The 18,300-nt window shown below is 55.0% G+C and carries 20 protein-coding genes, 1 tRNA gene and 2 pseudogenes; 6 read left to right on the top strand and 17 right to left on the bottom strand.

Annotated features, from left to right (window positions below; all coding sequences use genetic code 11):
• Positions 1-408: 408 nt before the first annotated feature.
• The 3 genes from AB4N74_RS04950 to AB4N74_RS04940 are packed head-to-tail and all read right to left on the bottom strand — an operon-like array spanning position 409 to position 2,542.
• Complete coding sequence (locus AB4N74_RS04950; protein ID WP_460098467.1) at positions 409-1,386, bottom strand: saccharopine dehydrogenase family protein; 978 nt, start codon at positions 1,384-1,386, stop codon at positions 409-411.
• Entirely contained in the window at positions 1,383-1,784 is a 402-nt protein-coding gene (locus tag AB4N74_RS04945) for a VOC family protein (RefSeq protein WP_016980706.1), read from the bottom strand. The genes AB4N74_RS04950 and AB4N74_RS04945 overlap by 4 nt, the downstream gene beginning before the upstream one ends.
• Before the next feature lie 14 nt (positions 1,785-1,798).
• Complete coding sequence (locus tag AB4N74_RS04940) at positions 1,799-2,542, bottom strand: SDR family NAD(P)-dependent oxidoreductase (protein ID WP_093439421.1); 744 nt, start codon at positions 2,540-2,542, stop codon at positions 1,799-1,801.
• A gap of 139 nt (positions 2,543-2,681) precedes the next feature.
• On the opposite strand from AB4N74_RS04940, the gene AB4N74_RS04935 reads away from it, so the two are divergent.
• Complete coding sequence (locus AB4N74_RS04935; protein WP_175559659.1) at positions 2,682-3,575, top strand: AraC family transcriptional regulator; 894 nt, start codon at positions 2,682-2,684, stop codon at positions 3,573-3,575.
• Positions 3,576-3,580: 5 nt separating this feature from the next.
• Here AB4N74_RS04935 and AB4N74_RS04930 read toward each other — a convergent pair whose 3' ends face one another.
• The gene (locus AB4N74_RS04930; protein ID WP_093439426.1) at positions 3,581-4,045 is read right to left on the bottom strand and encodes a nuclear transport factor 2 family protein; all 465 of its coding nucleotides are present in this window, start codon (positions 4,043-4,045) and stop codon (positions 3,581-3,583) included.
• Positions 4,046-4,167: 122 nt separating this feature from the next.
• Here AB4N74_RS04930 and AB4N74_RS04925 point away from each other — a divergent pair, with 122 nt between their 5' ends.
• Complete coding sequence (locus tag AB4N74_RS04925; protein ID WP_093439429.1) at positions 4,168-4,551, top strand: winged helix-turn-helix transcriptional regulator; 384 nt, start codon at positions 4,168-4,170, stop codon at positions 4,549-4,551.
• A gap of 14 nt (positions 4,552-4,565) precedes the next feature.
• Here AB4N74_RS04925 and AB4N74_RS04920 read toward each other — a convergent pair.
• From AB4N74_RS04920 to AB4N74_RS04900, 5 genes and pseudogenes are all read right to left on the bottom strand, one after another.
• Positions 4,566-4,893 (bottom strand): annotated as a pseudogene (locus AB4N74_RS04920) (hypothetical protein); the annotation flags it as partial.
• A gap of 67 nt (positions 4,894-4,960) precedes the next feature.
• Positions 4,961-5,139 (bottom strand): annotated as a pseudogene (locus AB4N74_RS04915) (IS66 family transposase); the annotation flags it as partial.
• On the bottom strand, positions 5,105-5,326 hold the full coding sequence (locus tag AB4N74_RS04910; protein ID WP_080750778.1) for a transposase: 222 nt from the start codon (positions 5,324-5,326) through the stop codon (positions 5,105-5,107). The pseudogene AB4N74_RS04915 and the gene AB4N74_RS04910, both read right to left, overlap by 35 nt.
• A gap of 103 nt (positions 5,327-5,429) precedes the next feature.
• On the bottom strand, positions 5,430-6,356 hold the full coding sequence (locus tag AB4N74_RS04905; protein WP_460098463.1) for a LysR family transcriptional regulator: 927 nt from the start codon (positions 6,354-6,356) through the stop codon (positions 5,430-5,432).
• Positions 6,357-6,439: 83 nt separating this feature from the next.
• Entirely contained in the window at positions 6,440-6,976 is a 537-nt protein-coding gene (locus AB4N74_RS04900) for a 2,4'-dihydroxyacetophenone dioxygenase family protein (protein WP_007913179.1), read from the bottom strand.
• A gap of 352 nt (positions 6,977-7,328) precedes the next feature.
• On the opposite strand from AB4N74_RS04900, the gene AB4N74_RS04895 reads away from it, so the two are divergent.
• Together AB4N74_RS04895 and AB4N74_RS04890 are read left to right on the top strand one after the other, a co-directional pair.
• Positions 7,329-8,333, top strand: coding sequence for an LLM class oxidoreductase (locus AB4N74_RS04895; protein ID WP_093439438.1), 1,005 nt, complete (start codon positions 7,329-7,331; stop codon positions 8,331-8,333).
• Entirely contained in the window at positions 8,330-9,277 is a 948-nt protein-coding gene (locus tag AB4N74_RS04890) for a nuclear transport factor 2 family protein (protein WP_093439441.1), read from the top strand. Before AB4N74_RS04895 ends, AB4N74_RS04890 begins: the two co-directional genes overlap by 4 nt.
• Positions 9,278-9,295: 18 nt before the next feature.
• On the opposite strand, the gene AB4N74_RS04885 is transcribed toward AB4N74_RS04890, so the two are convergent.
• The 5 genes from AB4N74_RS04885 to AB4N74_RS04865 all read right to left on the bottom strand — a co-directional run bounded on the left by AB4N74_RS04885 (position 9,296) and on the right by AB4N74_RS04865 (position 15,015).
• Positions 9,296-10,312 carry a LacI family DNA-binding transcriptional regulator gene (locus AB4N74_RS04885; protein ID WP_105162266.1) on the bottom strand — a complete coding sequence of 339 codons (1,017 nt, stop codon included), beginning with the start codon at positions 10,310-10,312 and terminating at the stop codon, positions 9,296-9,298.
• Positions 10,313-10,473: 161 nt separating this feature from the next.
• Positions 10,474-11,436 (bottom strand): cyclase family protein, encoded by a 963-nt coding sequence (locus tag AB4N74_RS04880; protein ID WP_027620510.1) that lies wholly within the window; start codon positions 11,434-11,436, stop codon positions 10,474-10,476.
• 47 nt (positions 11,437-11,483) lie between these two features.
• Positions 11,484-12,575, bottom strand: coding sequence for a glycerol dehydrogenase (locus tag AB4N74_RS04875; protein ID WP_414927516.1), 1,092 nt, complete (start codon positions 12,573-12,575; stop codon positions 11,484-11,486).
• A 75-nt stretch (positions 12,576-12,650) separates the two neighbouring features.
• Positions 12,651-13,454, bottom strand: coding sequence for an SDR family oxidoreductase (locus tag AB4N74_RS04870; RefSeq protein WP_460098459.1), 804 nt, complete (start codon positions 13,452-13,454; stop codon positions 12,651-12,653).
• A gap of 622 nt (positions 13,455-14,076) precedes the next feature.
• Positions 14,077-15,015, bottom strand: coding sequence for a LysR family transcriptional regulator (locus AB4N74_RS04865; protein WP_027620513.1), 939 nt, complete (start codon positions 15,013-15,015; stop codon positions 14,077-14,079).
• 121 nt (positions 15,016-15,136) lie between these two features.
• Here AB4N74_RS04865 and AB4N74_RS04860 point away from each other — a divergent pair, with 121 nt between their 5' ends.
• Together AB4N74_RS04860 and AB4N74_RS04855 are read left to right on the top strand one after the other, a co-directional pair.
• On the top strand, positions 15,137-16,063 hold the full coding sequence (locus AB4N74_RS04860) for an alpha/beta hydrolase (RefSeq protein ID WP_027620514.1): 927 nt from the start codon (positions 15,137-15,139) through the stop codon (positions 16,061-16,063).
• 268 nt (positions 16,064-16,331) lie between these two features.
• A complete protein-coding gene (locus AB4N74_RS04855) occupies positions 16,332-17,237 on the top strand; it encodes a hypothetical protein (protein ID WP_320337344.1) in 906 nt (301 codons plus the stop codon).
• Positions 17,238-17,493: 256 nt separating this feature from the next.
• Here AB4N74_RS04855 and AB4N74_RS04850 read toward each other — a convergent pair.
• From AB4N74_RS04850 to ihfA, 3 genes are all read right to left on the bottom strand, one after another.
• Positions 17,494-17,570, bottom strand: a tRNA-Pro gene (locus AB4N74_RS04850).
• Positions 17,571-17,659: 89 nt separating this feature from the next.
• Entirely contained in the window at positions 17,660-18,016 is a 357-nt protein-coding gene (locus AB4N74_RS04845) for a MerR family transcriptional regulator (protein WP_003179985.1), read from the bottom strand.
• Positions 17,997-18,299 (bottom strand): integration host factor subunit alpha, encoded by a 303-nt coding sequence (ihfA, locus tag AB4N74_RS04840; RefSeq protein WP_002553164.1) that lies wholly within the window; start codon positions 18,297-18,299, stop codon positions 17,997-17,999. Before ihfA ends, AB4N74_RS04845 begins: the two co-directional genes overlap by 20 nt.
• Between the last annotated feature and the right edge of the window lies 1 nt (position 18,300).

Below are 18,300 nucleotides of genomic sequence, written 5' to 3'. Positions count from 1 at the left end.
GTGACCGCCAGGAACAGGTCAGTGGCACAAAATGAGAGAAGCGCCAGCGAAGCATTTGGCTAAGTAAATACTGGGGAGTAGGTCTCAAATTTTTGAGAGCTCTGTTGGGCACGGATCAGGAGGGGAAATTACAGAGAGGTGGAGTATTGGCTCCCTTGTGCAGGAGCCAAAGTTGCAAGCTTGCGCGGAGGTAGAGCGAAAGTAAGCGCGGGGCCGTAGTGGCTGTCAAGGTAAGCGTCCGGCTAACTCACCTTCCAAAGTCCAGCATTAAGGGCGATGGTGGCCGCGTATTTTAAGCGGGCGCGATGACCCTTATCTCCCAACACCTGATCGCCCACAGTCGCCCCTTAGTCGTTGTTTTTCGATTAATAACGTCAGGGCAGCATTCACTCGGCTGCCCAACTCTGGCTAGAAATCGGTGATTGTTGTACCGGCTACGGTTTCGGCGAAACCGACGCCGAGCAGGTGTGCCGGGGTTTCAAAACCTGCACGCCGTTCCCCGCTCAGCACTCGGCGTGCCGCCTCAACCGCCGCCAGCGGTGTGTAGGTGTACCCGTTGACGGTCTCGATCACCGAGCGGGCCACGCTGCTATCTGCATCCACGACCTCGGCCACGGCCAATGCTCGATGCGCCAGACGCTGCTCTTCACTCGGGCCTTCCGGCAATAGCGAGAGGTCGCCCTCGGGAAAGGCGGCATCCGGGATGTGCACGTACACGGCTATGTTAGGGATACCTGTGGAGCGCCAACCCGTCACCAGATCCCCGAATGACAATGGCACACACAGCTTTGGGCCAGCGCCAAAATCAAACTCGCGGGGAGGCTGGTCGGGGGCTGCCACGAGTTCCCCTTCAATACGCGCCAGAACCCCTACGCCGATGATCTCACTCACGCTTGATGCCGAGCCGCGAGACATGGGGCCTGCCACTTGCAGCGCCACGTTCAACGATTGGGGTTGTTCAACCCTGGCTGCGACATGCAGAGCCAGGCAGTCGGTCGGCACCACGTCCCAGCCAACGCCAGGCAACAACATGACACCCGCTTGCGCAGCTTCGAGATTCAATGACTCGGCCAGCCGGTAAACGTTAATCTCTGTGGTGATGTCGAGGTAGTCCACACCTGTCCCGATGCAGGCGCGCATCAAAGGCTCTGCGGTATATGCGAATGGCCCGGCGAAATTCAGCAGGACGCTGATACCGTCCAATGCGTCTGCCGTCACACCTTCAGCGCCAAATACGCGAAAAGGCAGCTCCAGTTCGGCGGCCAGAGGCGCCAGTCGGTCAGCGCTACGGCCTGCCAGAATCAGATCCAGGCCCACCGCTTTGGCGTGCTGCGCGGCCATGCGTCCGGTGTAGCCGGTCGCACCATAAATCATCAGAGTTTTCATTGGGCGTGCTGCCAGTTCTTGTAAACGAATTCGAGGCTATAGCCGTCCGGGTCGAGGACATTGGCCGCGTAGTAGTTCGGGTCGTAATGCAGACGTGCGCCGGGAGGGCCATTATCTGTTGCGCCTTGGGCGATGGCCGCTGCATAGGCGACATCGACCTCGGCACGGCTATTGGCGACGAAACCTACGTGCACCGCCTGTCCCTCCACTACCCCTTCGCGCAGCCAGAAGAACATTCGGCCATGGGCGCCAAAGCCCTTGAGGTCAGGATGACCAGGAGGCCCGTCCTTGCCGTCGTAATCCAGACGAGCGGTGATGCCAAGCGGCGTCAGTGCTGCCTCATAAAAGTGTATCGAGCGCTTGATGTCGCTTACCGAGAGAAAAATATGATCGAGCATGGAGCCTCCATGATTCAGATGATGTAGCCGCCTGCGACTTCGATGGTTTGCGCGTTGATCCAGGCGCTTTCCTGAGACAGCAGCATCGCAATAACACGAGCGACGTCTTGCGGCTCGCCCACCCGGCCCAGTGCTGTCTGACCGGCCAGCATGGCTTCAAACTCATCGTTCAAACCGCCCCCCAGCTCAGTACGAATGGCACCAGGCGAAACCGCATTGGCACGAATACCGCGCTCACAAAATTCTTTCGCCATATAGCGGGTCAGCACTTCGAGACCGCCTTTAAAGGCCGCATACGGCGCGACCCCTGCTGTCGCGACGCGTGTTGTGGCACTGGTCAGGTTGACGATGGTCGCGCCATCTTCAAGTAGCGGCAGCAGCGTTTGAGTGAGGAAGAAAGGCCCCTTGAGGTGCACTGCGAACAGACCGTCGAATTGCTCCTCGCTGACTGACTCCAGCGGGTTGAACAGACCGTAGCCTGCGTTATTTACCAGACCTGCCAGCGTGTTTGTGCCCCAGGTAATTTCCAGAGCGGAGACCACGGCATCACGAAATGCAGCAAAGCTTGAGGTGTTACTTACGTCCAGCCGCAGCGCAACCGCCTTGCCGCCAGCGGCCTCGATTTGCCGGACGACCTGGTGAGCTGCATCAGGATTCTGGTTGTAGGTAAGGATGACGCCCATCCCCCGTTCGGCAATATGGAAAGCAGCGCTGGCGCCGATGCCGCGACTGCCTCCGGTGATAACGATGACGCCCATGGTGCACTTCCCGTGTCGATGACTTGAGCCTCCACAGTAGAGTCCCCGGCCATCCAGAACGTGGCCATTCCTACTCGAAACCTGCCTGTTTCTGCTTTTTGCTTGCCAAGTCCCAAACGAGCCGGGCAGGATCCAGCCCATGACCACACAATTGAATGAACTGCGAGCCCTGACCTCAAGTGCTGAAAATCGGCGCACTGAGACAGGAATCCCCAGGGTAGCCATGGTGCAGGGTGAGATTCCCGAGCACATGCTGGCCGCCGTCTACGAGCCGATGATCAACCTGATTCTCCAGGGCAGTAAAACCATGACCGTCGGGGAGCAGACGTTGCACTATGACCCGGCGACGTACTTCGTGATGTCCATCGAGCTGCCCGCCGTGGGCACAGTTTATCCGGCGTCGACTGGAGAGCCTTATCTCGCGGTAAGCCTGACGCTCGACCCGGTGGCGCTAACCACGCTGCTGGCCGACCTACCTCTTCCGGCTGATCGCCATGACCAAGATCCGGGTTTTTCAGTAGCGCCGGTCACGCCTCAGTTGATGGACGCTTGGGTGCGCCTGCTGCGCTTGATGGGTGACCCGCAAAGTATCGCCGCCCTGGCGCCCGCATACGAACGCGAGATCCTCTACCGTGTACTCCAAGGCCCTCACGGCTGGATGCTGCGTGAAATCGCCGCGCCGGACTCTGCGATGGCCCGCGTCAATCAGGCCATTCAATGGATCCGCCGCGACTTCGCCGAATCTATTCGGGTAGAACATATGGCAGAGAAAGCAGCGATGAGCGTTTCGGCATTTCACCGACACTTCAAGGCGGTAACCACGCTGAGCCCTCTGCAATATCAGAAGCGTGTACGCCTGCTTCAGGCTCGCACCCTTATGGTTGCCAACGCCAGAAGCGTCACTGCGGCTGCCTTTGAAGTCGGGTATGAAAGCAGCACCCAGTTCAGCCGAGATTACGCAAAAGTCTTCGGGCTACCGCCCTCACGAGACGCTGCGCGCATTCAGCACGAGAGTAAAGTTTCAAGGGCTTGATCAGATCAAATACCGGCGAGGACTGCGGGATCTCCCGTCCGCCAGACGTTGTCCACCACGATGTGCTGAATGCGCCAGGTTTCACCCTGCCTGACCAGGTTCACGTCGTAACGGTTTTTCATGAGATAGGAACGGGAGTGATCAGTTTTCAAAACATGTTGGGCTTCTACCAACGCATCCAGCACTGCCTTATCCCCTTCAAGGGTGACGCGGGGATTGTTCACAGAGTGCGTGGTGTCGACTTGGCTAAGTGACGTCATGAGGGCCTGTACGATGGTGTCACGACCTTCAAGAACAGGGTATTCGAAACCGGCTTTGGCTGCTGCGGGCCGGAAATCAGAAGCGGCACTATCTGTAAGCACCGAGGCCATAAGCCCGGCATCACGAAGATCAATACCTGCAGCGTAGCCATATAGAGCTTCGGCGACTGCAAGCTTGTCAGCGGTTTCTTGATCGTATTGAGAGGACATGACTAACACCCTAAGTTAAGTAAGGCCTCAGGGTATAAGATGCGGATCAAATAACAATTACGCACTTTAAAGTAATCAGGTATATCCAAATACACCACATGCGCGAGCGCGAGGCGTGATCCATGAATAATACCAACATCGACATATCGAGCGGGACGGCCAGCTGTCCAAGCCGCTATTTGTTGGATCAGATCGGTGACAAGTGGACGATGTTGATTCTTACGACACTGTGTGAAAAGCCGCTTCGCTTTAACGAACTGAAGCGGTGCCTGGACGGTATCACTCAAAAAGCGCTGACCCAGGCGCTCAGAAGGCTCGAACGCAACGGGATCCTTGCGCGCCGTGTCATACCCTCTTCACAAGTTGGGGTGGAGTATCGAATCACGCCGCTGGGGCGGACACTGGAAGAACCTTTCAAAGCTCTACATATCTGGACGATTGTGCATCTGGCGACAGTCGTCAAGGCGCAATTGGATTTTGATGAGCGCGAAGCAGAAGCGGAATGACACTGCTGGATCACTCAGCTCACAGCTGCAAACATGCCAGCGATAATCCTGGCATCGAGCAAAGCGTGGTGTGGCAACTCCGCGCCTTCGCGGGTTGGCTTGAGCGTCGTTGCATCGGTAGGAAAATTACGAACGATCCTGGGCTAGCGTCCGTCCTCATAAACCAAGTCGCAAAATAAGCTCCCAGTCGTAATTAGGGGCGTCAGTGAAGATCTCGACTTCTTCATTGAACGACGTCAGAAATCCGAGCGGCGTTGACCTAGCGCCAACAATGGGCCGTGAGTCCCTCCCGCCCCATAGCTGCTGGAGCACGATTTCCTTAACGAACTCACTACAGTCTTCTTATCGCGTAAGCGTCCGCCCACCTCGCCTTGCGTAAGTCAGGCCGGCCCCCACTGATGCGGCAGCAGCTACGCGCATGTTCCCCGGCACGACTGGGCTGAAGTCATACACAACTGCTTTCAGTGCCGAAAACGGCGTCGTGCTGTAAGCCCAGACGTAGGCCCGGCGGTTTTTCTTCTCGCCTGGCGCAAGTATTTGAACCGGCGTTTCGTCAGCGTGAATCACGCCCTGGTTCAGCACCGCTTTTAGCGGTACGAATGCCGGTAGTGAAGTCGCTGGAGGGCTGGTCTCGATAGAGCGGCATCCATTTGCGGACGACGTTGGCATTGATGCCGTGGTTGATGGCGACACTTGATACGATTGCGCCAGGTTGCAGGCATTCCTGAACGACTTGGGCTTTGAATGGTTTCGGATAAGAGCTTCGTTGGCGCATGGAAATCTTGGCGATGAGGGTGATCGCGTCCGCTTAAAAATACGCGGACACCATCGCCCTTAAAATTTGAGTTCGGAAGGTGAGTTCGCCGGACGCTTACCTATCAATTCGCTTCGGGTAGCCCTCTCACGACCTTCCATGGATGTGCAATCCATTTTTTTTGGAAAAACTCGATGAACACCCGGATGCGGGGACTTAGATGTTTTCTATCCGAGTAGAGCAGGTAAATAGGCTCTAAGATCTCCGCTTTGTACTCGTCAAGCAGAAGCACCAGCGATCCGTCCTGAATGTCTTTTCCAATGTGGAAATCCGCAAGACGGACTATACCCGCACCTGATTTGGCCATATCTCTCAGCAGCTCACCCTGGGTAAAGGATCCTCGAGGCTTCACAGGGGTCGTCACACCTAGGCCATCTTGGATAAAGGCCCATTTGTTCCAAGGGCTGGCAAAACTGAAGTTAAAGCATCGATGATTCATCAGGTCTTGTGGCTGCTGCGGTATTCCATACTTTTCCAGGTAGTCAGGTGAAGCACACAGCAACCATTCACATTCGCCTATCTTCTTTGCGATTCTGGAAGAGCTCGGAAGAATCCCGCTATGGATGGCTATGTCCAATCCCTGCTCGAACTGGTCAACGAACTGAGCGCCTAACTGAATCTCGACATCAAGACCGGGATAAGTGTCGAGGAATTCCGGCAACCAAGGCACGATCTGCTGCTTCGCAAAAGAGGTCATCGTGTGGATGCGAAGCGTGCCACTGACCCTTGAAGGAAGCCCTTCTGCCAAAGAGTCAGCTTCACTCATCGCCTCAACCACAGCTTTCGCACTGCGCAGATAAGCAGCACCCTCCTCCGTCAGAGTGAGGACTCGAGAACCCCTCTGGAAAAGTCGAACCCGAAGCCGATCCTCTAGCCGCGCTATCAATTTACTGATGGCCGACGGAGTCATCTCATGCGCCCTGGCGGCAGCAGAAAAACTTCCGCACTCTGTTGACCAGATGAAGGCTAGCATTTGAGAGTATTGATCCATTTCGGTACGCTCCTTACGCGACTGAATCCACCTGTTTATCTAAACAAAAAAACGCGCCGTAGCGCGTTTTTTTTGAACCAAAATCAGCGAATGAACTGCTCGATATAATCGTCCGGCAAGCCCAAATTTTTGTAATGGCTGCGGGCAGCTTCCAGCTTGGTGAAAACGTCTTCATAGCCAACCGCGACACCCTGTGGGTCGACGTAAGTGTAGCCACCCTGAACGTGGAACCAGGTAATCATTTCTTCGACATCTTCAGGGACGAACAGAGTGTGAGTCTCCCCTGGCGGCTCGAATGCAAAGGAGCCTTCATCAGCAACCCAATCGTGTTCGAGGTAGTACCAACGCCCCTTCAACACGATCGCATGCACTGCACCTGAGTGGCGGTGACGTGACAAAACCCCGCTCTGCCGCACTCGGAGCAAGTTGATGTAGTACCCACCGCTAACGCTCAGCAGCAGTGGTTTGAAAGATACTGACTTGGTGACGGGCACCCAGAGATTATCGTCTTCGAGCCAAGTGGTCATAACGCCTGGATGCACCATGTCTGGAGACATGAAAGGCACCTGCGGCAAAGCATAAGGAATGGCAAGTTCATCAGGTTTAACGGGCGTATTCATTATAATTTCTCTCAACGTGTGACTGGCGAGCGAGCCAGGATTTCAATCGCTGAGTGAGAGTAGGTGATGCTCTCGCACAGGAGAATACTCAGAAATTCACACCATCTGTGACCACTCGTCACAGCGCGTAAGACTCATCCCGTTGAAGGCCGCGACACATCTAAGACGCCTACTACGGACGAGTTCAAGCGATTGACCCAGAAGATTTTTCATTGAGTGGATAGCGGCGACCAGTGGATCGCGCCCCATCAGAGGGGACACATTTTCCCCAATACCTTCACTACCATGCAGACCTGTTCATCTGAAAGCCGCTTACACAGTAGTAATCGGCTTGAAATAATGAGGTTTAGCAATGACTTCTCTCAGCCCTTCCCTTGAGCTCAGTCCCGAGCTTGCAGCTCATCCGGCCTATTCGCGAGTGTTCCAGCCCGAATGCCTCACCTTCGGATACATCATGCCCTTGGAGGGCTATCCGAATTCACCGTTTCCCACGCTGCAGGATCATCAACGCCTTGCTCGCATCGCGGACGAGGCTGGATTCGCAAGTCTGTGGATGAGAGATGTGCCCTTCTATGACCCGAGCTTTGGTGATACTGGTCAAATGATCGACCCGTTTGTATATCTGGGATATCTGGCTGCTGTTACCAAAAACATTGCCTTGGGCACAACGGGCATCGTTCTTCCGTTACGTGAACCACTGATCGTCGCTAAGCAGTCCGTTTCGGTCGACCAGCTAACCGGCGGTCGTTTCTTGCTAGGGCTATCCAGCGGAGATCGCCCGATTGAATATCCAGCATTCGGGATTGATTTCGAAGCGAGAGAAGAACGATACCGGGAAGGCTTCGAGCTGATTAAGACAGTCACTGAAAACAGCTTCCCAAGCGTCTCAACCAAACTTTTCGGCCAGCTGGAAGGCTTGCTAGACATGGTACCCAAGCCAGTTGGCCCTCGACTCCCCATGATTGTCGTAGGCCGGGCCCGTCAGACGCTTGAGTGGATAGCCAATAATGCCGATGCCTGGATTTGGCATCTGAGCGACTTCAATCGTTTGCCCGGCCTCATCCGCGAGTTCCGTTCTGCCAGCCAGACCGGCAATGCAAAACCATACGGCTACGCGACATTTTTCGATCTGGCGAAGGATCCGAACACACCGCTGGAACGAGGCTACAACGGAATAAGGATCGGGCGTAATGCTCTCGTGGAGCTCTGGAAACGGCAACAGGATGAAGGTGTTTCACACGTCGCACTGAATATCAAACCTCTGCAGCGACCAGCCGCTGATGTCCTGGAGGAGATGGCTGAGTATGTCCTGCCACACTTTCCCATAGGCCAACCTGCCTCGCAGGTGACCCAGTGACCGGCTCAAGTGATCGCACCGACATTAAGGGCGTTATAGCCACCTTTCTGGAAGCCTGGGAGAGCGGTAATTGGGAGTCTGCTGGGGATATATTCACTGAAAATTGCCAGTTGGTGACAAGCCACATGTCCGCTCATGAGGGTGAACGCAAGATTGTCAGAGCTTTCCAGCAAGACCGTGTCAAGGCTGATGGCTTTTCAGTGAAGGCAACCAATCACTATGTGGGAGGTGGAGAAACCGACGCCACTTTCAGTTTCTACGCCTATGGCCATATCAGCAAAGCCACAAAGTCGGCCAAGCTCAGATTTGGAATGACTGTCACGGGCTCTCTGAAAAAGACAGCAGGCACCTGGCACCTCGACAGCGTGCTGATTGCCTTGAATTGGGTAACCGGGGACTACTCGCTTGCAACTCACTGGCAGCTTCCACCAGGTGACGACGGATGGAGAATTGGCGACCCAGCCCCGACCATCGTGAGCGAACTGAACGCGCCATGGCTTGCTTTCCCAAGCTCAACGCCTTCGGTACCCAGCGAGGAGTGTATTGCTGAAACCTACGCTCGTTACTCATGGGCGCTGGATCAGGCTGACATGCAGCTACTTGCCCATTGCTTTGCCAACGATGCCGCTGGTGATTTCCAACCGATGGGCCTTATTGAAGGGCGCCACGCGATCATCGGCTCCTTCAAAGAGTTTCGCAGGCCCTGGCCGTGGATGCAGCATTTCGCGGACGTGCTGGAGATCAAGTCCGACGAGGAAAAGGGTGTAGCGGAAATGATTGTCGGCAGAGTCATTCCTGGAAACTCACACACGCAAGATGGCACGCCTCTCTATGGCGCGCATTACCGGATGCGGCTTCGTCGCAAGCATGAAGGCTTCTGGCAACTGACCTGGAGCGAGTACCGCCCAGGCTGGTTCAATGCCAAAGAAGCACCAAGAGTTTAGTCCCTTCCTGGAAACGCTCTAGGGCCGTGGCGCCGTACTATCTCGGACGACGAGTTCGATTTGTATGCGCTCGCGGCGTGCAAGTGGGCGCCCCTCGATCAGCGCAACGATGTTGTTGGCGCTGCTGATACCAATTTTCGAAGTCGGCACCCTGACGGTCGTCAGGGCTGGCACGTAGGCAGCCGCGAACTCGATATCATCGAACCCGCTGACTGATAGTTCTTTGGGGACGTCGATCCCATTGGAGCGCGCTTCCGCCAACGCTCCGATACAGGTGAGGTCAGTGCTGCAGACAATGGCCGTAGGCTTGGGGTTAAGCTCCATAGCAATCCGCAGCCCGGCGCGCCCTCCCTCAATCGTGAATGGCTGCTCAATAATCCGTTCACTTGAAAGCTCTATCCCTGACTCGAGTAGCTGAGCGGTGATTCCTTTCAGACGGTATTTTGCCCGTTCGTTGTTAGAAACAACTCCACTGATCATGGCGATACTTTGATGACCAAGGCTAAGCAAGTGCCTGGCTATCAATCGACCACCCTCCTCATTGCTGAACCCCACGCAGTGATGGTCGTGAGCACCATCTAGTGACCACATGAGAATGAATGGGCATTGGGCGGCAGTTAGTGCTTCATAAATTTCAGGACTATGTTCAGTACCCACTAACAGTAGGCCTTCGACGCCCCGCTCAATCATGTTCCTTACGTTTACCAGTTCTTGCGCCTGGTCGTATTCATGGGAAGAAATGATTAGGTGATACCCAAGCTCCGTTAGCCTTAACTGGAGGGCCTGGACAGCTTCAGCGAACGCAGGGTTGTTAAAAGTAGGAAAAACGGCTCCGATGCTGTGCGTGCGCCTGGATGCCAAAGCACGCGCGGCCCCGTCTCGCACGTACCCGAGCTCTTGAACAGCTGCTTGTACTTTGGCCAGCGTTGCAGGTTTCACTAAGTGCGGGACAGCCAATGCTCTTGAAGCACTCCCCATCGAGACGCCCGCCAATTCAGCCACATCCTTGAGCTTCGGTTTCTCGATTTTTTTCATTGGAGATTCAGCATCCTCGATCGTAGCGCGGAGACAGGACGATCAGAAGAACGCCCTCGATTTGCGCAGAGGATGATAAGCCAACAGCCTGCCGTTCGGGAGCCGTTAATTGGAGGGAAAAACCTGAGAACAGCGTTTCTGCTGCCCCCAGGCAAAGACACTTATTTAATGACGATCGGATTCACAGGAGCTCCGGTTCCGCCAACGACCTTTAGAGGGGCTGCAGTGTAGAGAAACGTCCACTGACCGTCCTCAGCGCAGTCCTCAGCGAGAGGATCAAGCTGAGCGATCTCAGTGAGAGTGATGCCCAAGTTCCTCATGAGTGCGTTGTGCAACGGCAACGCAACCCCTGACACGGGATCGACGGTGACTTCGTTAGCAATGGTGTCAGTGACAATGTTCGGAATTTCCATCTCCTGAAACCACTTCACCAGCTCAGGGCTGTAGGTCAGGCCTGGCTCGATAAAGTCTTTGTAGAACTCTTCCGGGTCGCGTTTATAAAACGAGCCAATCCATCCAGTGCGGATGATGAGAATGTCGCGCTTGTTGATAGAGACGCCCTGAGCCCGGGCCGCAGCCATCAAATCCTCATGGTTGAACGTCTCACCGGCATCAAGCACATCTTTGCCACGGTGACGTGCTATATCGATCAGAATACCTCGGCCAACAATGCCTTTTTCACCCAATGGAGCAACGCTCGCCTTGGCCAGGGAACCGATAGTGGTATCGGCGCTGTAGCCATTCCAAATCTGATCGTCGTACCAGACATGCCCAAGGGCGTCGTACTGAGTTGACCCTTGAAGATGAAAAAACATCACGTCGTCGGCGAACTCGTAAGAGCCCGGAAAATGTGGGCCTTTGCCACAGTTGTAGTGACCACGATCCATGATATTCATGCGTTTTGACTGGGAGCGACCAGGCCAGACCGGGTCACCAGCAGGATCTGCCATCCGCACCTGCAAAGTAAATGTCTTGCCTTGCTTGACCTCTTTGACCCCTTGGAGAACTTCGATACCTGTAAGGTAGTTGAGTGAGCCTACCTCATCATCCGGGCCCCACTTACCCCAGTTCTTAGGGGAGTCTTTGAGCAAGTCATGAATATGCGGAACGGTCTTGTCTGTCATTTTCTGAGCCTCTTTTATTCTTGGATTAGCTGTGCTGCATTTAGCGGTTAGTTGAAACGTTCAAATCGTTGTCCCAGCTCGTCGGCACGAGCGAGTCCTCGGATGAGTCGTTCAGCCGTAAGGGCTGGCGCCATATTTTTTGCGTACACCGCACCCAGTGTTGCCTGGACGACAATGTCCAATTCCTCAGAGGTAAACGCAGACGTCTGGCCAAGGCCGTCGAGGGTGACGGGAAGATTCACATCATTCAGAAGCTGAGCGACCTCTAGGATCTCTGAGTCTGGGCGCTCTTCGACGGACATCTGCACCAGTGTCCCGAATGCGACAAGCTCACCATGCAGCATGGAAGTAATCGCAGGAATTGCCGTAAGACCTCGCACAAGCGCATGAGCTAGCGACAAGCCGCCACTCTCGAACCCAACGCCACTGATAAGGACGGTTCCTTCAACAACCCGCTCGACATCATCATTAACCTCGTGCCGGCCTACTGCTTGGTAAGCGCTGTACCCGTAGGTCATAAGCGTCTTAAACACAGCCTCTGTCAGCAGCAATGCAGTGTTCAACGCTGGAGTACCAAATGAGTTATTGCCTCCGGCAGACTGACATTGTTGCGCCTCAAACTTTTTACTGATGGCGTCGCCGATGCCTGCGGCGAAAAACCTTGCAGGCGCACGGACGATCACTTCGGTGTCCACGACGACTGCGGAGGGGTTCATGTTCAGGTACTCGACACCAACGACCTTGTGCGCCTCGTCGTAAAGCACAATCAAACGGCTGGTTGGGGCGTCGCTGGAAGCAATGGTCGGGCATACGACAATGGGGACGTTAAGCTGAGCAGCCATCCCTTTAGCCGTGTCAATTGTCTTACCCCCGCCCAAAGCGATGATGGTGTCTGGCCTGTAATCTGCTGATCGCTCACAGAGAGACGCAATTGCAGCTTTGGTGCATTCACCAGGAAAAACGATACTGTTCGCCTCGAAGCCATGCTCTGACAATGCATTCCCTACCTCAGGCCACAGATGCCTCGAGACGAACTCGTCGCACAAGACCAATGGGCGCGATTGCCCCATATCGGAAAGGATTCTGCCAAGCTGCTTTAGCGCGCCTGGCCCTTGCTCGTATCGGCCAGGAAAACCCATTGTTCGAACCATGCCACCACCCGCTGCTGAAAAACTGTGAGATAAATCGTTACGTTGAATACGAGCCCGGATGGATCAGCGCATCAACCAGCCACCCGCCACATCCACAACTTGGCCCGTGATGAAGTCGCTGTCGTTTGAAGTCAAAAAGCATGCTGCTTTAGCTACCTCAAGTGGCGTTCCAAGACGGCCCAACGGAGTCTCATCAACGACTGCCTGGTTCGCTTGCGCAGAAACGGTTTTAAGAAGCGGCGTTTCGATGCGTCCCGGAGCCAGTGCGTTTGCAGTAATGCCATAGGGCCCGAGCTCACCTGCCAGGTGACGGGTAAAGCCGATAACTGCGGCTTTCGTGGCGCTGTAATGCGCCGCGACGATAGGGAGGTAAGCGCTGCCAGCAACGGAAGACATATTCACTATTCTTCCAAAACGGCGTTCGACCATCGCTGGTGCGAGAGCTCTGACCAAGTTGAATGAGCCTGTCAGATTGATGCCAACGACGCGATCCCATTCCTGAGGATCCATTTCCCAAATCGGCGCTGGTGCGCCCTCGTGTTTGGGTGAAATACCTGCATTGTTAATCAAGGTGTCGATCGGGCCGAGCTGCTCACTAAGCTCAAGACAGGCTCGACTGCATTGAGCGAAATCTGATACGTCAGCTTTAGCCCAAGCCACCAAATGTCCGGCAGCACTGAGTTGCCGGGAAAGCTCGGAAACTGACTGTTCGTCGAAATCTACCAAGGCAACCCGCGCACCCTCCTCGCAGTACAGCCGGGCAATTGAGGCACCGATGCCCCCTCCTGCCCCGGTAATGAGAACTGTGCGTCCTGAATGTCGAAAATTCGTCACGACAAATTCCCCGCGCTGAAAAAACAGAAACAAGACGCGGTGATGCTCACACGCGTCCAATGCCGCACTGGCTGACCGAAAATTTCGTACTCATGTAGGCGGGTGGTTTTAGGAGATTTGCGTGGCGAAGCCAGTGCCCCCGTGTCGGAGCGGTCGGTGACTTTAGATAAGCGAGTGGCGAGGGCCGCCGGCGTGGTTGACCGAGCGAGGGCTAATGATGCAGTGATCATTATGATCTCCAGACTTGCCTAGGGAAACGGCAAATATGAATCGTTTCATTCACACATCCTGCGGGCCTAAGCCAACAAATTCTGTGTTCTTTTCACGACTCTATTTTTTGTATTTATTCTCAAAAGAGATATTTATGAAGCGCTTCATTTTTATTCGGATATTTCACCGCTGTCAAGCGGTCTGCATGGTCACTTCCCCCGCAAGGAGCGCCAGTAGTTCCTACGAAACGCAGTCATGAGCATCTGCGCCAATCATATTGAGGATGTGGAAAACACCGGCGCACTAAGCCTCTGAGGCACTGGCTTCTTTGGCAAATGCACGGAATACGGGCGCAGTGCCCACGCCTGGAAGTCGATGCTCAAGTGAAATGAATGCGCGATGCATATGCTAGGTATCGACTAGCCGCGCGGGCTTTGCTCACGGGTCAGGCAGAGTGAATGCCTTCCGCAGAATGCTGCTCCCATGGCGGGCATGGCGACCAAGCCTCCACGAGCTTATCGATGAAGAGTCGAATTTTTGGAGATAGGTGCCGCTTGCTAGGGTAGATCACCCGAATAGGCTCTGCGGCCTCTGCATACCCAGCGAGCAATTGAACAAGCTTGCCGCTCCTCAAATCGTCGTTCACCACGTAGGAAGGAAGAGTCGCGATACCCAGGCCAGCTACAGCTGACTGGTGTAATGACTCAGCACTGTCCATCTGTAGCCTTCCACCATGAGTAACGGACACAGAGCTACCATTCACGCGAAAATTCCAAGGAAGCAATCTCCCACCACTCACGAAATGCAGGCACTGGTGCTCGGATAAATCCTCCGGCGTTTTAGGCTCGGCGTGCTCAGCCAAATATTTGGGGGAAGCGCAGGTAATCATTTGTTGGTAGGCCACAGTGCGCGTCAACAACCGAGAATCTTCCTTCGGTGGCCCGATGCGCATGGCCAAATCAAATCCCTCATCGATCAGATCGACCAGCCTGTCAGAAAAGGTGATATCCACGCTCAGGGAGGGCCAATCCTTAAGGCAGCACTCAATGTGCTGAAGGACATGAAGTCTGCCCAGCGCAACCGGCAGACTCATCCGCAGTCGCCCACTGGGTGTCGAACGACGAAACGCAAGGGCATCCTCCACGTCGTCCAGATCCTGAAGAACGCCCACACAGCGCTCATACAGAACCTGGCCGTCATCCGTCATGCTTAAACTGCGCGTAGTGCGATTCAGTAAACGTACCTGTAAACGAGCCTCGAGCCTGACTATCGACTTCCCCACTGCAGAGCGCGTAAGGCCAAGCTGTTTTGCCGCCGCAGTGAAGCTTCCAGCGTTTACCGAGCTCACAAACGCGGCAATATCATTCAGGTTATGGAGTTCCATACGGCCTCGGTAGTCTCAACGTTCGGGCGGCTCAGCACCTGTTATGGGGAACCCTATTCCCCAATACTAAGCATAGTATCTCAATTAGCTAATCCACTCCCAACGATCAATTGAGGTCATTATGAACACTAAAGTCCAAGCAGCCGTCCAAACCTGGGCCAATAGCCTTAGCGATCTGGTACCCGTTCTTAAGGGAATCGATACCACCACAAAAATGAGCGACATCCGCGACTCTTACGCAAAAATGCTCGCGCAAAATCCAGCGCCAGCTGGCGTTAAATTCGAAGCAGTCGACATGGGCGGCGTACCCGGCACACTGGTTACTCCGGACGAGATCAAAACCGACGCGGTCGTGATGTACATCCACGGCGGCGCCTACATTGTAGGACGTCCAGACGGCTACCACGGTATCGGCGGCAACTACGCGAAAATGCTCGGTGCTCGTGTGTACATGCCGGACTACCGCCTTGCCCCTGAGCACAAGTTCCCAGCCTCTATTGACGACACACTGCGCGCCTACGAGTGGCTGCTTGAGCAGAAGATCCCAGCTAACAAGATCGCATTCTCTGGCGAGTCAGCCGGCGGCGCGATGGTTGTCAGCGTGATGGTGGCTGCGAAATCCAAAGGGCTTCCACTGCCTGCAGTTGGTTCGTCCATCTCGCCATGGGCAAACCTTGAACACACCGGTGCCTCCATGAGCAATCGTGAAGGTCTGGATCCTCTGAACTCCAAGCCTGTCTTGGACATCCTCGCCAGAGCATTCCTGGGCGACACATTGGCCAATCATCCTCTGGCCTCACCTGTGTTCGCGGACGTCACCGGTCTTCCACCAATCTTGGTGCAGATCGGCGAGAACGAGCTGATGTTGAGTGATGCAATGCGCCTTGCAACTCACTTGGCTGATAACCGAGTTCGCGTGAACCTGGAAGTTTGGCCAGCAATGTTCCACGCCTGGCACTTCTACGCCACCATGCTGCCAGAAGGTCAGCAGGCGATGGAGAGCTCCGTGCGCTTCATTGAGGCTGGCTTGGCCGACGCTAACCGCTAAAACGCAGAACAACCGCGATGGCTTTTCCTGCTGTCGCGGTTTTACTAATGCTGTTCCACAAAAGCTTCATCAGGCTAATAAAAAACCTGAGCAAGCGCCCTGCCCAACTCTTGTCACTTACCCCCCTTCTTCGCAGGTCATGTCCACTGAACTCAGAACATGGTTTTTCCGATGACACGAGACCGCAGCACGATCAATCCCCGAGTCTACCCCGTCGTGCGCTACCTTAGAGCATCATCCGCATCACGGCGCGACCAGGAGCCATGGAATGAATCGCAAGCAGTTTCTCGAGCAACCGGACGTGCTCGGCCTCATCCAGTGGCTAATCGAAAACCTCCCCACTCTGCCAGTGCATCTGAAGGTCTCGCGCAGCAGGTTCGTGCGCAAAGCGATCGACTGCAAGGTTCAAGGTATCGAAGCGGTTCAGGCGGAATACCAGTGGGGCGGGAACTGGGAGACGGTAAAGGCGGAGCTGCGCCGGCTGCGCATTCGCTTGCGCCTTGCGGTTCGAGCCCGCGATGAGTTCGCCACGCATGGGGCCTGCGAAGCGATCCTAGCGTGGGGAAATGTCGATGGCGCCGTCGGATTCCTCAAAGAGCAAATGCACGACAAGAACTTGGTGAATTACCTAAAGCAGTGCCAAGCGCTTCTCGCGCTGGACCGCAAGCAGCAGCTCAACCACCTCACCAAGCAGAACATCCTAAGATTCGACTCGGGCATGACTAAGATCCATGCCCTGCTCGATACCACTGGCTCTCCCATCTATGACGGCCGGGTCGGTGCCGCCATCGCGCTGCTCTACCGCCTTTACCGCCAAGGCACCGGCACCACTGCGCCGCAGGCACTGGACTTCGCCTGGGGGCCAGGGATCGGCGACCAGATTCGAAACCCAAAACACTTAAAGCTTGGCTACAACGGTACACCGCAACTCTCCACCACCAGTCGCCACCTTTGGGCACGGCGCCAGCTCCAATTAGGTTGGATCATCCGCGCGGTACTAGAAGGGTCCGAACTATTCGCCAAGCAGCCTCAGCTGGTAGACCGCTGCCACGCCTTTGAAGCTGGATTATTCATGATGGGCTATGACCTACGCAGTCTAGTCCCCGACGGCTATACGATCCCAGTGCCGCCCAAGCCTAACTACCGGGTACGTAGGATGACCCGAGCGACCTGAGATATACAAGCTGATGGTTGACCTGTATGTAGTTCTCAATACGCAGGAGAATAGTCTTAAACACTCAAAAACGTCAGAACCTGAAGAAAAAGACCAATCAACATTGGTAAAGAGACCACGCGTGAGCGCCAAAGCCTGCGTCCGCCCACGCGGAAGCCGTGAGGATTCCACCCAGAGCCGGTGGTTTTGTGGGGGTAAAAACGACCAAACATAAAAAAGGGTCGCGAGATAAAATCTCGCAACCCCTTGAATTATATGGTCGGGACGGAGTGATTCGAACACTCGACCCCTAGCACCCCATGCTAGTGCGCTACCGGACTGCGCTACGCCCCGACTGGTCTTGCAACTCGTTCTTCATCTCGAAGAACGCTCAAGAATATAGCGCAAGCGTTTGAAAACTGGAAGTATTCAAACGCTGCTTTTTATTTCTTGAGAACCACCAGCACATCTTCCAATTCGGCAATCATCTGCCGAATCATCTGCTTGTATTGGGTCGTGTCGTCTTTGGCTTCATCGCCGGACAGGCGCAAGCGTGCGCCGCCGATGGTGAAACCCTGATCGTAAAGGAGCGCGCGGATCTGCCGGATCATCAGCACGTCCTGGCGCTGATAATACCGGCGGTTTCCGCGGCGTTTGACGGGGTTGAGTTGAGGAAACTCCTGCTCCCAATAGCGCAGCACGTGTGGCTTTACGGCACACAGCTCGCTGACTTCACCGATGGTGAAGTAGCGTTTGCCCGGGATGACGGGTAGTTCGTCGTTATGACTTGGTTCCAGCATAAGCCTCAACTCGGGCCTTCAACTTCTGCCCTGGACGAAAGGTGACCACACGGCGAGCCGTGATCGGGATTTCTTCCCCCGTTTTCGGGTTGCGGCCAGGCCGCTGGCGTTTGTCCCGAAGGTCGAAATTGCCGAAACCGGACAATTTGACCTGCTCGTTGTCTTCAAGAGCGTGCCTGATTTCCTCGAAAAACAGTTCTACCAATTCCTTGGCTTCCCGCTTGTTCAGGCCCAGCTCTTCATACAGACGTTCCGCCATCTCAGCTTTCGTCAAAGCCCCCATA

The organism is Pseudomonas sp. H3_C08 (assembly GCF_054669455.1).
This window is presented reverse-complemented; position numbering and strand designations above follow the sequence as displayed.

Excerpts from the sequence above, each read along its gene's own strand:
- AB4N74_RS04950 (WP_460098467.1), bottom strand. The coding sequence starts at position 1,386 with ATGAAAACTCTGATGATTTATGGTGCGACCGGCTACACCGGACGCATG.
- AB4N74_RS04945 (WP_016980706.1), bottom strand. The coding sequence starts at position 1,784 with ATGCTCGATCATATTTTTCTCTCGGTAAGCGACATCAAGCGCTCGATA.
- AB4N74_RS04940 (WP_093439421.1), bottom strand. The coding sequence starts at position 2,542 with ATGGGCGTCATCGTTATCACCGGAGGCAGTCGCGGCATCGGCGCCAGC.
- AB4N74_RS04935 (WP_175559659.1), top strand. The coding sequence starts at position 2,682 with ATGACCACACAATTGAATGAACTGCGAGCCCTGACCTCAAGTGCTGAA.
- AB4N74_RS04930 (WP_093439426.1), bottom strand. The coding sequence starts at position 4,045 with ATGTCCTCTCAATACGATCAAGAAACCGCTGACAAGCTTGCAGTCGCC.
- AB4N74_RS04925 (WP_093439429.1), top strand. The coding sequence starts at position 4,168 with ATGAATAATACCAACATCGACATATCGAGCGGGACGGCCAGCTGTCCA.
- AB4N74_RS04910 (WP_080750778.1), bottom strand. The coding sequence starts at position 5,326 with ATGCGCCAACGAAGCTCTTATCCGAAACCATTCAAAGCCCAAGTCGTT.
- AB4N74_RS04905 (WP_460098463.1), bottom strand. The coding sequence starts at position 6,356 with ATGGATCAATACTCTCAAATGCTAGCCTTCATCTGGTCAACAGAGTGC.
- AB4N74_RS04900 (WP_007913179.1), bottom strand. The coding sequence starts at position 6,976 with ATGAATACGCCCGTTAAACCTGATGAACTTGCCATTCCTTATGCTTTG.
- AB4N74_RS04895 (WP_093439438.1), top strand. The coding sequence starts at position 7,329 with ATGACTTCTCTCAGCCCTTCCCTTGAGCTCAGTCCCGAGCTTGCAGCT.
- AB4N74_RS04885 (WP_105162266.1), bottom strand. The coding sequence starts at position 10,312 with ATGAAAAAAATCGAGAAACCGAAGCTCAAGGATGTGGCTGAATTGGCG.
- AB4N74_RS04880 (WP_027620510.1), bottom strand. The coding sequence starts at position 11,436 with ATGACAGACAAGACCGTTCCGCATATTCATGACTTGCTCAAAGACTCC.
- AB4N74_RS04875 (WP_414927516.1), bottom strand. The coding sequence starts at position 12,575 with ATGGGTTTTCCTGGCCGATACGAGCAAGGGCCAGGCGCGCTAAAGCAG.
- AB4N74_RS04865 (WP_027620513.1), bottom strand. The coding sequence starts at position 15,015 with ATGGAACTCCATAACCTGAATGATATTGCCGCGTTTGTGAGCTCGGTA.
- AB4N74_RS04860 (WP_027620514.1), top strand. The coding sequence starts at position 15,137 with ATGAACACTAAAGTCCAAGCAGCCGTCCAAACCTGGGCCAATAGCCTT.
- AB4N74_RS04855 (WP_320337344.1), top strand. The coding sequence starts at position 16,332 with ATGAATCGCAAGCAGTTTCTCGAGCAACCGGACGTGCTCGGCCTCATC.
- AB4N74_RS04845 (WP_003179985.1), bottom strand. The coding sequence starts at position 18,016 with ATGCTGGAACCAAGTCATAACGACGAACTACCCGTCATCCCGGGCAAA.
- ihfA (WP_002553164.1), bottom strand. The coding sequence starts at position 18,299 with ATGGGGGCTTTGACGAAAGCTGAGATGGCGGAACGTCTGTATGAAGAG.